Annotated in this window: 15 protein-coding genes; 7 read left to right on the top strand and 8 right to left on the bottom strand. The window is 43.9% G+C overall.

Annotated elements, in window-relative coordinates; all coding sequences use genetic code 11:
- Window positions 1-28: 28 nt before the first annotated feature.
- Entirely contained in the window at window positions 29-1,351 is a 1,323-nt protein-coding gene (locus MUY27_RS10790) for an amino acid permease (RefSeq protein WP_245130033.1), read from the bottom strand.
- 111 nt (window positions 1,352-1,462) lie between these two features.
- Window positions 1,463-3,421, bottom strand: coding sequence for a DNA topoisomerase (ATP-hydrolyzing) subunit B (gyrB, locus tag MUY27_RS10785; protein WP_245130032.1), 1,959 nt, complete (start codon window positions 3,419-3,421; stop codon window positions 1,463-1,465).
- A 158-nt stretch (window positions 3,422-3,579) separates the two neighbouring features.
- Between gyrB and MUY27_RS10780 the strand changes: the two genes are divergently transcribed.
- Complete coding sequence (locus tag MUY27_RS10780) at window positions 3,580-4,185, top strand: OmpH/Skp family outer membrane protein (RefSeq protein ID WP_245130031.1); 606 nt, start codon at window positions 3,580-3,582, stop codon at window positions 4,183-4,185.
- Window positions 4,186-4,249: 64 nt separating this feature from the next.
- Entirely contained in the window at window positions 4,250-4,726 is a 477-nt protein-coding gene (locus tag MUY27_RS10775) for a nucleoside deaminase (RefSeq protein WP_245130030.1), read from the top strand.
- Here MUY27_RS10775 and MUY27_RS10770 read toward each other — a convergent pair.
- Both MUY27_RS10770 and MUY27_RS10765 read right to left on the bottom strand, forming a co-directional pair.
- A complete protein-coding gene (locus MUY27_RS10770) occupies window positions 4,723-5,958 on the bottom strand; it encodes a dicarboxylate/amino acid:cation symporter (protein WP_245130029.1) in 1,236 nt (411 codons plus the stop codon). The two genes, MUY27_RS10775 and MUY27_RS10770, sit on opposite strands and share 4 nt — an antisense overlap.
- Before the next feature lie 13 nt (window positions 5,959-5,971).
- Window positions 5,972-7,012, bottom strand: coding sequence for an acyltransferase family protein (locus MUY27_RS10765; protein WP_245130028.1), 1,041 nt, complete (start codon window positions 7,010-7,012; stop codon window positions 5,972-5,974).
- A gap of 135 nt (window positions 7,013-7,147) precedes the next feature.
- Here MUY27_RS10765 and trxA point away from each other — a divergent pair, with 135 nt between their 5' ends.
- Window positions 7,148-7,468, top strand: a complete 321-nt coding sequence (gene trxA / locus MUY27_RS10760) for a thioredoxin (protein ID WP_245130027.1) — start codon at window positions 7,148-7,150, stop codon at window positions 7,466-7,468.
- A 69-nt stretch (window positions 7,469-7,537) separates the two neighbouring features.
- Window positions 7,538-8,458 carry a DUF58 domain-containing protein gene (locus MUY27_RS10755; protein ID WP_245130026.1) on the top strand — a complete coding sequence of 307 codons (921 nt, stop codon included), beginning with the start codon at window positions 7,538-7,540 and terminating at the stop codon, window positions 8,456-8,458.
- Window positions 8,459-8,541: 83 nt separating this feature from the next.
- On the opposite strand, the gene MUY27_RS10750 is transcribed toward MUY27_RS10755, so the two are convergent.
- Window positions 8,542-9,885 carry a sensor histidine kinase gene (locus MUY27_RS10750; protein WP_245130025.1) on the bottom strand — a complete coding sequence of 448 codons (1,344 nt, stop codon included), beginning with the start codon at window positions 9,883-9,885 and terminating at the stop codon, window positions 8,542-8,544.
- Window positions 9,886-9,891: 6 nt separating this feature from the next.
- Window positions 9,892-10,569: a response regulator transcription factor gene (locus MUY27_RS10745; protein WP_245130244.1), complete on the bottom strand. Its 678-nt coding sequence runs from the start codon at window positions 10,567-10,569 to the stop codon at window positions 9,892-9,894.
- A 112-nt stretch (window positions 10,570-10,681) separates the two neighbouring features.
- Between MUY27_RS10745 and MUY27_RS10740 the strand changes: the two genes are divergently transcribed.
- A complete protein-coding gene (locus tag MUY27_RS10740; protein WP_245130024.1) occupies window positions 10,682-12,142 on the top strand; it encodes a glycoside hydrolase family 130 protein in 1,461 nt (486 codons plus the stop codon).
- A 12-nt stretch (window positions 12,143-12,154) separates the two neighbouring features.
- On the opposite strand, the gene MUY27_RS10735 is transcribed toward MUY27_RS10740, so the two are convergent.
- Window positions 12,155-12,604, bottom strand: a complete 450-nt coding sequence (locus MUY27_RS10735) for an RES family NAD+ phosphorylase (RefSeq protein WP_245130023.1) — start codon at window positions 12,602-12,604, stop codon at window positions 12,155-12,157.
- Window positions 12,604-13,101 carry a type II RES/Xre toxin-antitoxin system antitoxin gene (gene parS / locus MUY27_RS10730; RefSeq protein WP_245130022.1) on the bottom strand — a complete coding sequence of 166 codons (498 nt, stop codon included), beginning with the start codon at window positions 13,099-13,101 and terminating at the stop codon, window positions 12,604-12,606. Before parS ends, MUY27_RS10735 begins: the two co-directional genes overlap by 1 nt.
- A gap of 91 nt (window positions 13,102-13,192) precedes the next feature.
- On the opposite strand from parS, the gene MUY27_RS10725 reads away from it, so the two are divergent.
- On the top strand, window positions 13,193-13,804 hold the full coding sequence (locus MUY27_RS10725) for an alpha-ketoglutarate-dependent dioxygenase AlkB family protein (protein WP_245130021.1): 612 nt from the start codon (window positions 13,193-13,195) through the stop codon (window positions 13,802-13,804).
- A 274-nt stretch (window positions 13,805-14,078) separates the two neighbouring features.
- On the top strand, window positions 14,079-15,323 hold the full coding sequence (gene fabF / locus MUY27_RS10720; RefSeq protein WP_245130020.1) for a beta-ketoacyl-ACP synthase II: 1,245 nt from the start codon (window positions 14,079-14,081) through the stop codon (window positions 15,321-15,323).
- Window positions 15,324-15,356 lie beyond the last annotated feature (33 nt).

Below are 15,356 nucleotides of genomic sequence, written 5' to 3'. Positions count from 1 at the left end.
ATAAAAGAAACTTCAATACATAATAAAATTATGTATTATTTTTTTCGTTAGATTTTTTGACCCAAACATAGAATGGAGCACCTACCATCAGTAGTAAAAATCCGGCATAAACAGTTTTTTCTCCAGCGCCTGCTATGGCCCATAAGCTGTAACCAAACGCTAAAATGAAAAGCATTACGGGTGCAGAGAGCGATTGCTGGTTGGCTCCTTTGCTTTGCAATCGCAAAATGAGGTAAGCTACCGTTGAAAGCAGGTAGGGTACCAGTACCAGGAAAACAGAGAGTGTCAGCAGGAAACGGAACTGCTCTACCAAACCTTTGGTGTAATTCATGATCATGAACAGCGAGATTAATATGCTATTGATCACAATACCTGTGTAGGGCACGCCCTTACGGTTCTCTTTCGCAAATAGAATCGGGAAAAGTTTGTCTTTTGCAATTGCCCTGGGCAATTGGCCCTGCAATAAGATCCATCCGTTCAGTGCACCAAAAGCTGCAATAGCAACACCTGCGCTTACCCAATAGCGTGCGCTTTTACCAAACATGATCTCTGCAGCATCTGCATAAGGAGTGGTTGACTTTTGGAGGGTTTCTGCCGGCAGCATACCCATTATACTAATACTGCCTAATAGGTAGATCACAGTTGCCACCATTAAGCCAATTAAGGTGGCACGGGGGATAGTGATTTCGGGCTTTTCGACATTGCCAGCCGGTACCGAGGCGCTTTCTATGCCTACGAATGCGAACATGGTAAAGGTGGCCGTGATGTTGATCGCGCTGAAAACCGAGCCACCGGTTCTGTTGAAAGGAATGAAATTTTCAGGACGGATAAAGAATAAGCCGCCAAAAGCTACAATAATCAGCGGCAAAATTTTTAATAGAGTGGTAACCAGTTGAAGCTTTCCCGACACGGCAATTCCCCGGGTATTGATCCATGTAAGCAGCCAGATAGCCGCAAGACCGGCTAATACCGCCGGGACAGGATTGTTGTTAAGAACAGGGAAGAAGGTGCTTAGTGCGCTAACAAATGAAATGGTGATAGCCGCATTGGCACAGGCAACACAAATGTAATATCCCCACGCCACCAGAAAGCCAGTAAAATCACCAAGGCCCTCCCTTGTGTATGCGTAAGGGCCACCGGTAATGCCTGGGGCTAACTTGCTTAGGTTACCGAACACTTTTGCCAGAAAAAAAGAACCAACCGCGGCAAATACCCATCCCAACAGGCTTACACTGCCGTAGCCTGCTAATGCAGCTGGCATTAAAAACACGCCGCTGCCGATCATGTTGCCTACCACTAAAGAGGTAGCGGTCCATAAGCCTAATTTTTTACCGGGGTGATTGCTGTTCATTACAATGAATATATGTTGAAGATAACATAAAAAAAGTAAGGCCCTGCATTTGCAGAGCCTTACTGTATTCAAATTGTGTCTTTAATTTTTGTCTTATATCCTTCGTCGGAATTATGCGTCTATGCGCGCGTATTTCGCGTTCTTCTCGATAAACTCGCGGCGTGGCGCCACTTCATCGCCCATCAGCATAGAGAATGTGTAATCGCATTCCGCTGCGTTTTCAATGCTTACCTGGCGAAGGGTACGCGTTTCAGGGTTCATGGTGGTTTCCCATAACTGTTCGGCGTTCATCTCACCCAAACCTTTGTAACGCTGTACGTGAACGCTGTCTTCGCGGCCTGCGCCTTTCAAACGCTGAATGGCGGCATCGCGTTGCTCGTCGTTCCAGCAATAAGCCTGCTCTTTACCTTTCTTAACCAGGTAAAGCGGTGGCGTAGCAATATAGACGTAGCCATATTCTACCAGTTCTTTCATGTAGCGGAAGAAGAACGTAAGGATCAACGTGGTAATGTGAGAACCGTCCACATCAGCATCCGTCATGATCACGATCTTGTGATAACGCAGCTTCGTCAGATTTAGAGCTTTGTTATCCTCTGGTGTACCGATGCTCACACCCAAACCGGTGAACATGTTCTTAATCTCTTCGTTCTCGTAGATTTTGTGCTCCATGGCTTTCTCTACGTTCAGGATCTTGCCTCTTAATGGAAGAATTGCCTGAAACTCGCGGTTACGGCCTTGCTTTGCAGTACCACCCGCAGAGTCACCTTCGACAAGGAATAACTCACAAACAGCAGGATCGCTGTTGGCACAATCAGCCAGTTTGCCTGGTAAGCCGGAGCCGCTCATGACGCTCTTGCGCTGTACCATCTCGCGTGCCTTACGTGCAGCAGCGCGGGCAGTAGCTGCAAGAATTACCTTGTTGACGATCATTTTAGCTTCGCGCGGGTTCTCTTCCAGGTAGATACCTAAAATTTCACCAACAGCTACGTTAACAGCACCGCTCACCTCGCTATTGCCAAGCTTGGTTTTGGTTTGCCCTTCAAACTGTGGTTCAGCAACCTTAACCGAAATCACGGCTGTCAAACCCTCACGGAAGTCGTCGCCACTGATGTCAACCTTTACGTTCTTTAGTAAACCTTCTTTTTCTGCGTAAGCTTTCAAGGTACGGGTAAGACCCATACGGAAACCAGCTACGTGGGTACCACCTTCGATGGTATTAATGTTGTTTACGTAAGAGTGAACGTTTTCAGAATAGGTGTCGTTGTACTGTAAAGCCAGTTCAACCGGGATACCTTGTTTAGTTCCTTCTACATAAATCGGCTCTGGGATGATTGGAACACGGGTGCCGTCCAGGAACTTTACAAACTCTTTCAAACCGCCTTCAGAATAATACTCCTCGATGCGGAAAGTGCCGTCTTCCAACTCTTCACGTTCGTCGATCAGTGTCAGACGGATACCTTTATTCAAGAATGCCAGCTCGCGTAAGCGGGCTGCCAGTGTGTCATACTTATATTCGGTTGTTGTGGTGAAAATTTCCGGATCTGGCTGAAACCATTGGGTAGTGCCGGTGCGATCGCTTTCGCCAATCACCTTAACATCATACTGCGGTTTACCAATGTGGTATTCCTGCTGGAAGACTTTGCCTTCGCGGTAAACAGTGGTCACCATTTTGGTAGAAAGTGCGTTAACACAACTTACACCCACACCGTGCAAACCGCCGGAAACTTTATACGTGTCTTTGTCGAACTTACCACCGGCGTGCAGGATGGTCATTACCACTTCCAGTGCCGATTTCTTTTCTTTAGTGTGCATAGCGGTAGGGATACCGCGGCCATTATCTTCTACCTGGATAGCGTTGCCTTTCAGGATTTTCACCTTAATGGTATCGCAATATCCGGCCAATGCTTCATCGATAGAGTTATCCACCACCTCATAAACCAGGTGGTGCAAGCCTTTAACACCGGTGTCGCCGATGTACATCGATGGTCTTTTGCGAACGGCCTCGAGGCCTTCTAAAACTTGTATATTATCTGCTGAATAATTGGACTTATTTTGATTTTCTTCGCTCATGTGTGAATTAAAAATAACTAACAAAAATACGGATTTTTGGCGATATTTCCGCATCTGTGGATAAATAACCACTTGTTAATAAGCCCTATAAAAAGGTTATAATAATTGGTTTGAAATTATATCTTTGTCGGATAAACTTTTTAGAGATTAAGCAAAAAATGAAACATTTAGGTTCGGTTTTAACGAAACTTACTTTAGGAGCAGCGCTTGCAACAGCAATGGTAAGCTGCAGTCAGAACAAAACTGCTGATAAGTCTGCAACTGCATCCCCGGCGTCTGCAACTTCAGCCCCTTCAAAAACGGATGTTGTTTACATTAACCAGGATACCCTGTTAGCAAAATACGATTACTTTAAAGACATGAGCTCTCGTTTAGAGGGTAAGGGTAAAGCAGCCCAGGCTGATTTACAGTCAAAAGGTCAGGCTTACCAGCGCGAGGTAGTGGAATATCAGAAAAACGCACAAACCATGAGCGCGGATGCACGTCAGGCAACAGAACAACGTTTGCAGCGTAAAGGCCAGGAACTGGAGGCTTATCGCCAGAACGCAGGCGCCGAATTGCAAAACAACCAGGCCAGCGAGCAAGTGAAGCTTTACGAAAAAGTAGCCGAATATGTGAAACAGTACGCTAAGGATAAAGGTTATAAACTGGTGTTAACCTATCAGAAAGGTAACTCTGCGGTTCTTTACGGCGATCCGAGCCTGGATGTAACTGCTGACGTTCTGAAAGGATTGAACGAGGCTTACGCAAAAGACAAAAAGTAATTCATTACAACAAGATAATTTGGAAGCCTCGTTTACGAACGGGGCTTTTTTAGTTTACGATACGATGGAAAATAAACATGAGAAGTTTATGCGGATGGCTATTGCGCTGTCTGAGAAAAATGTAGCCGAAGGTTTGGGTGGCCCATTTGGTGCCGTGATTGTAAAGGACGGCGAAGTGGTAGCGGCGAGTGCAAATAAGGTGGTGCCAACGAACGACCCCACCGCACATGCAGAGGTGTCTGCAATACGTTTAGCCTGCCAGGAATTAAATACATTTAATTTGGAAGGTTGCGAGATTTATACCAGTTGCGAGCCTTGCCCCATGTGCTTAGGAGCGATCTACTGGGCCAGGCTGGACAAGATCTATTATGCCAATACAAAGGTAGATGCGGCTGCGATAGGATTCGACGATCATTTTATTTACGAAGAAATAGAGCGGTCGATGGCTGAGCGTAAGACTCCTTTTATCCAACTGCTGCGCGATGAGGCAATCGGTGCGTTCAAAAAATGGGAAACATCCAGCTTAAAAACCGATTATTAGTCTGTCTGATTAGCTGTTGTCAGCCAGTTTCGCCCTTCTACAAATCTATTCACCAACAGAGCGGCTGCGGTGTCTCCCGTAGCATTTAGCAGGGTGGCAACCGGATCAATTAGTGTCCCTATGATAATAGCCGGTGGCAGTGCCTGCGGCGGCAGGCCATAAACCGAAATAAAAAGCAGTTCGCCGACATAACCGCCGTTGGGTATTCCGCCTTCCACAATGCTTACCAATACCGTCACTCCAAGGGCGATGATAATGGTTTCGGCGCTATCAAACCCTCGCCCGAACATGGCAAATACCACGGCCATCTTTAGGATGGATGAAACACTGGAGCCATCTTTATGCAATGTTCCACCCAAAGGCACCACAATGCTCGCGATGGTGTCAGAGATGCCCATTTTCTTAGCAGCATCTAAATTGGCCGGGATGGTGGCTATACTACTACATGTGCCTACTGCTGTCGCTGACGGAATAATGTTGTTCTTCCAATAGCGTTTGATCCCACTGATGCCGCCAGCGATAAACGCGTATATAGAGTAGAATACGAGGTAATAAAAAATGCTGACTGCATAACCAACCCCGAGGGTCTTACCATACGTGCCAAAGAGTGAGGGTCCGAACGTGGCTACCTGTACCGCAAAGTAGGCACCCAAACCAATGGGGGCTGGCTTCATGATAATGATGAACATGTTTTTGAATACTTCATTGGCCGAATTCAAAAAGCCGGTAAACGCAGTTCCTTTTTCGCCCGATTGTAAGGTGCCGAAGCCGACCAGCAGGGAGAAGATGATCAGTGCAAGCATGTTCTTTCTCGAAAGTAATTGATAAAGCTGATCTGTCGTGAAAATGCTGGTGATCTGGTCACCGAGCGCTGTTTTTTTACCTTCTTCGGGGATCAGCGTTACTACTTTGTCCATATGCACCGGAAACAAGCTAACACCTGCTATAGTAAGTAAGGCTGCAATGATGACCGTGCCTACAAATACTGCAGACATGATAAACATGATACGGCTGAGCTTTTTAGTGCCATGCAAATTGGCGATAGCCGAAGAAACGGCAAAGAATACCAAAGGAATTACAGCCACAAACAGCAGGTTCAGAAATATATCGCCAATGGGCTTAAGCACACCCATTATCAGCTCTTTATTCAGAAATAAACCAGCCACACTTCCGGCAATAATTCCAGTCAGCAGCCAGATCATCCCGCTGTAGTTCTTTATCCAGTTCGGCATAGTGTGATATTTCCTAAGAGGAGAATTTATCTTTCAGACGTAAAAATCTGCTTTCGTAAAGATAAAAACTAGCTATAGCAATGCCGTATGAAGCTAAAAATATCAGGATTAGGGTAGGTAAAAAGCTGGTTGTATAAAAATATTTTACAGCAATTTCAATACATAATGGATGAAAGATATACAAGCCATAGCTGATCTTTCCGGTATACCTAAGGAAATTCAAGTTGAAAATCCTGTTTAAAAAAGTTTCCTTTTCGGTAAGGATCAGGATCAGCAGCATGTAAAAAAACGCTGTTAAGGGCACTTTGAAAAGGGAAACTACATCACTTTTAGTTTTACCTAGGAAATACCAGGACGCAGCTAATGTGATTAGCAGCACCGAGATGATTAATAATGCTTTTTTTACCGATAGCCACTTGTGGTTGTAGTTCAACGCTGCAAATCCGCCCATGGCTAGGCAATCCATCGTTGTGAAAGTAAAATAAAAGGTACCGTACCCTAAATGAGCAAATAAAATCCTGAAAAAAATGCTCGTTATAATTATTCCTATTATCACTTTTAACAAACTTCTATCGTTGCAATAATATACCACCAGTGGCCAGATCAAATAAAAGTGCTCCTCAACAGCTAAACTCCAGAAATGGCCTGGACCGTTTAATGGCCAATTGAACGTCATTGCTACATTTTGAAGATATACCCAGAACGTCCAGCTGTCTTTAAAGTTGGTAACTTGCCCAGTGCTAATTAATGGTACAACGACAAGAAAGATTAGCAGCGATAAATAATAAAGCGGGAATATTCTGAAACTGCGGCGAATATAAAAGTTCGAAAAATAGTGAGGCCTTTCTTTTGAAGCGATCAGAATACGGGTTATTAGGAAGCCAGAAAGAACAAAAAATAGAATGACACCGGTTTGCCCTATCGTGCCCGGTTTATGAATCAGCCTTTCGATAAAGGAGTTATTTCCGGTTGCTTGATTGATGTGGAATACTACAACCATAAGAGCGGCTAATCCTCTTACACCGTCTAATTCTTTGAAATATTTTAATTGCATTATGCTTTTAAAATTACGAATATGATATGAACATCCGAAATCTGTTATAAATAATTTAATTGTCAGATTGTCAGTAAGGGTATTGTGGCAAGTATTTTGAATAGTATATATTTGTTAAAATTAAAACGAAAGATCATGGCTTTAGAAATTACTGACGCAAACTTCGAGCAAGTTGTGTTAAAATCCGATAAACCTGTATTAGTTGACTTTTGGGCTGAATGGTGTGGTCCGTGTCGTATGGTTGGTCCGGTTGTAGAAGATATCGCAAAAGAATATGACGGTAAAGCGGTAGTAGGCAAAGTTAACGTAGATAACAACCCTGGTATTTCAATGAAATACGGTATCCGCAATATCCCTGCACTGCTGTTCTTCAAGAACGGCGAGATTGTTGACAAGCAAATTGGTGCTGTGCCTAAATCTGTTCTGTCTGGTAAACTGGATAAACAACTGGTATAAGCTTAACAATAATTTATTTTGAAAAACGCTGTAACTTTAGTTACGGCGTTTTTTGTTATTATTGAATTGATGGCAAACTTAAAAGACGATCAGCAGGTAAGGCACCTGGCTAACCTGGAGCTACTGGCAAGGCAGGTGGTGGAAGGGTTTATCACAGGCTTGCACCAAAGCCCCTTTCACGGCTTTTCTGTCGAGTTTGCCGAACACCGTTTGCACAATACGGGCGAGTCTGTAAAGAATATCGACTGGAAGCTTTTTGCCCGTACAGATAAGCTGTTTGTGAAGCAATATGAAGAGGAAACCAACTTGCGCTGCTATCTGCTGCTGGACACTTCTTCGTCTATGAACTTTCCGCAAAAAGGTATCAGTAAACTACAGTTTAGCATTTACGCAATTGCTTCGTTGATGTACCTTTTTAAAAAGCAGCGCGATGCCTTTGGCCTCGGCATTTTTGCCAAACAACTGGAAACGCTTAGTGCTGCGCGTTCCACGGCAACCCATCTTTTTTACCTGTTCGCCCAACTCGAAAAAGCTTTCAATGAGCCCCAGGATGCCGTCACTACCAATATCAGCGGGGTGTTGCACCAGGTGGCGGAGCAGATACACCAGCGTTCGCTGGTGATTCTCTTTAGCGATATGGTAGAGAACGGGCTTGACGAACAAAAACAAAGCGACTTGTTTGCCGCCATCCAGCACTTAAAATATAACAAACACGAAGTAATTATCTTTAACGTGAACGACCGGAAGAAGGAAGTGGAGTTTGAGTATGATAACCGTCCGCATTTGTTTGTCGATATCGAGACAGGCGAGCAGTTGAGGGTTCAGCCTAACCAGATCCGCGACAGCTACCTGGAAAAAATGCGCCAATACCGCCATCAGTTAGAATTGAGGTGTGCGCAATATCACATTGATCTGGTTGATGCGAACATTCATGAAGGGTATTATGAACTGTTGAAGGCCTATTTAATAAAGCGAAACAGGATGATATAAAAAAGGCTGCACGACATGCTCATCGTACAGCCTTCAAATAGGGGTAACTCGAAACTAAAACTTTACAGTAGCAAAACTGCGCTTTATTTATGAAGATTGTGTGAAGTTGATAACTGATTGAATTTTAGTGAGATAGTAGTGCCTGCGTCTTTTATGGAGGTAATGCCGATTGCGATGTTATGGAAGGCTGCGATACTTTTTACAATCGCCAAGCCCAATCCAAAGCTTTCCCGTTCGTCGGTATCCAGCTTTTCAAAGCGTTCAAAAGCCCTTTGTATCTGTTCATTCGCCATACCTACCCCGGTATCAGTTATTTCTAAAACATAATCGCTGCCGTCCAAACTGTCAGTAATGTCAATATGGCCATTCAAGCGGTTATATTTAATAGCGTTATTAATAACATTATAAAGCATGGTATGGATCAACGCGCGGTTAGCAGTTATGGTGATGTGATGCTTTAACTTCTGATTCAGTTTTATGCCTTTATCTTCGATGCGGTCTTCAAGTTCTTCCTGAATTTCATGTAATACTTCGGATAGATTAACCTGGTCGGCCTTGTTAAACTGGTTGTTCTCCACCTGCGATATTAGCAGTAAGCTGTTAATGATCGATTTTAGCCGGTTAAGTGTTTTCAGTGAACCGAAAATTTTATTCTCAGCATCTTCACTTAAAGTTTCATAAGCCAGTATATTCTCCAAACGAGACGTAATGATAGAAATAGGCGTTAATAACTCATGAGATACGTTTGCGATGAACTGCTTTTCAAGCAAAAACATCTGCGAGATTTTTCTCATCAGTGTGTTAATGCTGTCATCAAGCAAGTTAAAATCCTGGGTGCTGGTACTAATCTTCTGATAATCGTAATTCAGCGGGTCATTCACCCTGATCAGCTTGGTATCAATGATCTTATAAAGCGGATTCAATAAATATTTGGTAAAAATCAGGTCGATGAAAAGTGTCAGGGTAAGGGCTGCGATAAGGATAAAAAGGGTGTAACTTTTGATGGTTTCTTTTACCTGTTCCACCGCATCAATGGTGTTGCCAACCTCCAGAAAGTAGGTTTTTTTATTGTAGTTGAATTTGCAGCTTAAAATACGGTAGGTTTCGGTTGTGCGGTCAATGGTGCGCTGGGCGGTGCTAAAAGTGTCTATAACGGTATTTATCGGCTCGTATTTAACCTCTTTTAAGATGATGTAATCATCTTTCAAAATGTTATAATCAATGAACGTGTCCTGTTGTTGCAGCAGGTCTTTTACCGTGGTTGAGCTAAGGTGGCGCAGAAACTCGTTTTTCTTATCTTCTAACCGTAAAGAAATGTGGTGATAGGAAATCTTTTCGAGCGAAAACAGGATAACCACGGCCGTACATAAAATAATAGCCAGCTTGGTAACCGTGTTGTAAACCGTTAGTTTAAACTGTAGTTTCATCTACAATCAGATATTTATCCGGTAGCCGATACTTCTTACCGTTTCAAACCAGTCGATTGGGGCATACTGTGACAGTTTTTTTCGCAGGTTCTTTACGTGTACATCTACAAAGTTAGAATCAGAGTTAATCTCCAATACATCACCCCAAACATGTTCGGTTAAATTGGTACGCGAAATAACACGGTTTTTATTTAGCACCAAGTAGTTGAATATCTCAAATTCTTTTTTCGTCAGGTTAATCCGTTCTTCGCCATGGCAAACTGTTCTGTTCTGGATGTTTATTTTAAAACCCTTCAGGTTTACTTCGTTGCTTTCCAGTTTATGTTTACGGCGGGTTATGGCGTGCATCCTTGCCAAAAGCTCGTTAAGGGAAAACGGCTTGGGCAGGTAATCATCTGCGCCTTCTTCCAGCCCCCGTACGCGGTCATCAACTTCGCCGCGGGCGGTAAGCACTATCACGGCATCCTCTCGGTTGCTCATTTTCTTAAGGGTTTTCAGTAAATCAAAACCATCGCCGTCGGGTAAGCCAAGGTCAAGCAAAATAAAGTCATAGTTGTTCACAAACATCTTTTCTTCTGCTGTTTTGCAGGTGCGTGCGTGTTCAACCGTAAACCCTTCCCGGCTTAAGTATTCATCAATTTCAAGCGCAAGGCTTTTCTCGTCTTCGACAATTAAAACGTTCATAAAATCGGTAACCCCTTCAAATGTAGCCACAATTTTAAAATTTAGCTCGGCTTTATCATATTTGGCGCAATCAAAATGATGACAAAGCTGTTTGAACTTTGAATATTTTCTTATGAGATTAGCAATAGAACGTAAGCCGGTAAAAGTAAATCCCGATCCGAAAAGAGTAATTGCCCGTTTTTTCTTTAATGGGAATGACAGGGCCAAAGAGGTAATCCAACGCGTTTTGGAACTTCCGGAAGAAAAGGCTTTTGATATTATTTCTCCGCTGCTGCAAGAATACTCTAAGCGGCACCGTAACATAACCAGGGTATTAAACAGGCATGCCAGTAAACTAAAACACTTGTTTGAAGAGCTGAGTATCGATTACGACGGACTTACCGTTTATCAAAAACTCTTAATAGGGTCTTATTTTACTCACGAGTACTCTATCGAATCTGCTGCATTTTTTAACCCGTCTATCGTAGACGATCCAGACCAGAGCGATCTGGAAGATGGTGAACGCCGCGTGATTATCAGCTTTAGGGCAGTGGGCGAGGGGCACATATCCTCTATTACCTTCAGAAGGGCGCTTATTGATAAATATAATAACATCACGGTTATACCGGCAGGTAATTATATTGATGAGGCCGAGATTATCCGCAACGCAGTGTACAACAAAAAGCTGTTTTTCGAAAAAGCCGTAGTAACACAGATTAATGTGGATGTGCTGCGCGAGATAGAAGAAAAGCTGGATTCGCACTTCGAATATGCAACGTTAAGAAGGATACTCATCGACTCGCAAAACCTGCAGGATACCGATCTGAAGAAAATGGAGTATGATAAGATCCTCTGGCTGGCGGATTCTTATTACGAGATCGTGTTTTCGTTAGACACCGATATTTCCGACAGGGTGATCTTTCCGATATCCGAGTATGAACGAAAGGGTATAGAAGATGCGCGTTTTGTGAAGTTTACCCACGAGGATGGCAGCCAGGTTTACTATGCCACTTATACCGCTTATGATGGCGCACTGATTATGCCTAAGCTACTCCAAACTAACGATTTTTATAACTTCCGCATCATGCCGTTATATGGGGCGGGAGCACAGAATAAAAACCTGGCGCTGTTTCCGAGGAAGATCAATGGTAAATATGTGATGATCTCGCGGATAGATGGCTGGAACAACTACATCATGTATTCAGACAAGATCAATATCTGGGAAGAGCCGATTATGTTACAGCAACCGAAATTTAGCTGGGAGTTTATCCAGATCGGCAACTGCGGTTCACCTATCGAGACGGAACATGGCTGGCTGATGATTACACATGGGGTAGGCCCGATGCGTAAGTATGTACTGGGGATTAGTTTGCTGAAACTGGATGATCCTTCTGTCGAAATCGGGCGATTGAAAGAGCCCATCCTGGTACCAAACAGTGACGAGCGTGAAGGCTACGTGCCTAATGTGATCTATTCCTGCGGGTCAATTATCCATAACAATAAGCTGATTATTCCTTATGGTCTGTCTGATTATTCCACATCTTTTGCCGAAGTTGATCTGGACGAATTGATCGACCGATTACTGCACGGTTAAGGTAAGTGTTACTCAGGATTTGATCCTTGCATCAAAAACGAAGGAATCCGAGCTGACCAGGTGGATATGTTTAAAGTCGGGATGAGCGGGGTTAAGCAGAATATTTACTTCTTCGGGTATAATCGAAGAGGGTATCTGTAGCAACGCCGTTCTTCCCGCATTTAGCCACTTTTGCCCCAGATGTTGGGTAAAAGGCATCTGGTGGAAGTTTTTCCAATCGAAAGGCAGATCGTTTAATTGAACGACATCCTTTTTTAGCTTTTCGCTGACCTCTATCGTCATAACGTTAAACAGCTGCGTCAGCCCCAACTGACTTCGATGGACGACGTTTTCCAGGCAGGCTAAAGAGCGGGAACCTGAGGTATAAATTACATTGGTATCATTAGGGTTCCAACGCCCTGCGCGGCCGGAAGCTACCAGGGAATGCGCATATTTCGTGAGGGCGATTCTGTAAACCAGCATCAGGCCAGATCCCCGTATTCTAAACGGATAAGTTCCTCTTCAATCAGCGTCATGCCGGTAAAAGTATCCATCAGTTCAAAAGGGACCTGGTTGCCCAAGCCATAAGCCGGAGTGTTTAACCATTTATGAAAAACATCAGCAGAGCCAAAAATTTCTATTCCCTTTTCAAATAAGGCAAATGATTTCAGGATCTTTTCACTGAGGGAAGGATCAAGTTTTTGTGCATTACCTGCGTAGTTCTGGATGGTTTTAACGGTAGTTTTAAAAGTATCCTGAAACTCCTGGTGGCTAAACCCCGAAAGATTGATAAAATCAAGCGCAGCTTTAGCATCCAAGCCCTTTTTAGAACTGGTAAGCAACGCAACCGGATTTTCAAAAAAAGAATGATACGTAGCCGTTTGTTCCAGATCATGATTGTTGCCATAGGGCACAACAAAATCATTAACCACAGGTAGTGGTTCTTCTTTTACCTGGTACGCTATCTCTTTCTTTTTCATATTCAAATATAGAAATTTTTCTAAATAAAATAGAATTTTTTCTACATTGTTTGCTTTCAGCACAAATTCATCTTTAGTACGTTCTATATTTATGCAACAGTTAAGCTTTTTTGCGGACGAAGGGCAGAGCGCGGGCTTACCAAAAGAGGTGTTGGATTATAGGCCAGGGTTGTTTAACGAAAAAGAGAGCAGCCAGTATCTGGAAACATTTATCAGCACGGTTCCGTGGGAACAAAAAGTAATCACTTTGTATGATAAGCAAGTGGTAACGCCACGTCTAACCGCATGGTTTGGTGATATAAATAAGAATTACGCTTATTCTGGCAGTTCGTTTCATCCATTGCCCTGGACAGAAGAATTACTGGAAATTAAAGCACGCATAGAACCAATAGCCGGTACGCAATTTAATAGTGTGTTACTGAACTATTACCGTGACGGAAATGACTCTGTTGCCTGGCATAGTGATAACGAACGGGAACTTGGTCAGCAACCATTAATTGCATCGGTCAGTTTTGGGCAGGTGCGCAAATTTGATATCCGCCATAAACAAGATCATAAGCGCCAGTATAGCGTAAAGCTAGAGAATGGCTCGTTGCTTCTAATGAAAGGCGAACTGCAGCAGAACTGGGAACATCGCATTGCTAAGTCAACCTTGCCAATGCAAGCCCGTGTTAATCTCACTTTCAGGATAATTAAGCGGTAGCAATTTGGAACAGGCATACTCAGTGCCTGATTATTTCGCTCCTGGCCGTCTTTACACCACACATACTCTTTTATATCAGTAATTTAATTGACAAGCAGGAAGCGTCTTAAATGTCTTATTCAGCGCAGAACCTCACCCTTTCCAAAAGGAGAGGGAATTAAGTCCTCCCCAGCCGGGGAGGATTGAGAGGGGCTTCGTAACCCCATAAAATACCACCGCTTTCTGACAGCTTTTCTGATAGTTTAATTTACCTTTGCCCAATTTTTATATTTCTATGCTTAAAAGAGTTGTTGTAACCGGGCTGGGCGCATTAACACCTATCGGGAATAATGTAAATGATTTCTGGGCAAATGCTGTTGCTGGTAAAAGCGGGGCGGGACAAATCACCCATTTCGATGCGTCGCTGTTTCGTTCGCAGGTTGCTTGTGAACTGAAGGGCTACAATGCAGCCGACCACCTGGATAAAGCCCTTCTTAAACGTACCGACCCTTATACTCAATATGCCTTGATCGCTACAGACGAAGCTATCAAAGATTCGGGCTTTGAGTTTGATAAAATGGATCCGTTTGATGTTGGCGTGATTTGGGGATCTGCGCAAGGGGGAACAACAACATTTGAAGAGCAGGAAACGGAATATATTAAAGGGGATGGGCACCCGCGCTTCAACCCATTCTTCGTGCCTAAATACCTGATCAACATGGCATCGGGTATGATCTCGCTCCGCAATGGCTTCCGCGGAATTAACTACGCGCCTGTTTCTGCGTGTGCAACCGGTAACACGGCTATCATGGATGCTTTCAATTACATCCGCCTAGGCAAAGCAAAAATCATGATTGCAGGCGGATCAGAAGCGCCTATCACACCGGCCTCTTTCGGTGGGTTTAGTGTGATGAAGGCCATGTCGCACCGCAATGACGATCCGCAAACGGCTTCAAGGCCTTTCGACGTTGACCGCGATGGTTTTGTGATGGGCGAAGGGGCAGGCGCGTTGATACTTGAAGAATACGAGCATGCGGTAAAACGTGGCGCTAAGATTTATGGCGAAGTGTTGGGCGCTGCCATGACAGCCGACGCCTACCACATGACGGCTACCCACCCCGAAGGCATTGGTGCCGTAAAAGCCATGCAACTGGCTTTAGCAGAGGCACAGGTAACTATAGAACAACTGGATTACCTGAATATGCATGCTACCTCTACACCCGTGGGCGACTTGTCTGAAGCGAAGGCGGTAGCTACTTTAACAAACCATCAGAAGAATAATTTATGGCTTGGGGCAAGTAAATCCATGACGGGACATTTGCTGGGTGCTGCCGGCGCTATTGAAGCAATATTGTGCTTGAAAGCTATCGAAAATAAAATTATTCCACCGACCATCAACACCACCACGCTCGACCCGGAGATTCCTGAGCATCTGAATATCGTGATCGGCGAAGCTAAAGACCATGATGTGAAAGTAGCCATGAGTAATACTTTCGGCTTCGGCGGTCATAATGGTATTGCTGTTTTCGGAAAGGTTTAACGGTAGGTTCGGGGAGCGAGTGCTCAGGTGCGA

Origin of the sequence: Mucilaginibacter straminoryzae, from assembly GCF_022953055.1 — a bacterium.
GTDB classification, from domain to species: domain Bacteria; phylum Bacteroidota; class Bacteroidia; order Sphingobacteriales; family Sphingobacteriaceae; genus Mucilaginibacter; species Mucilaginibacter straminoryzae.
This window is presented reverse-complemented; position numbering and strand designations above follow the sequence as displayed.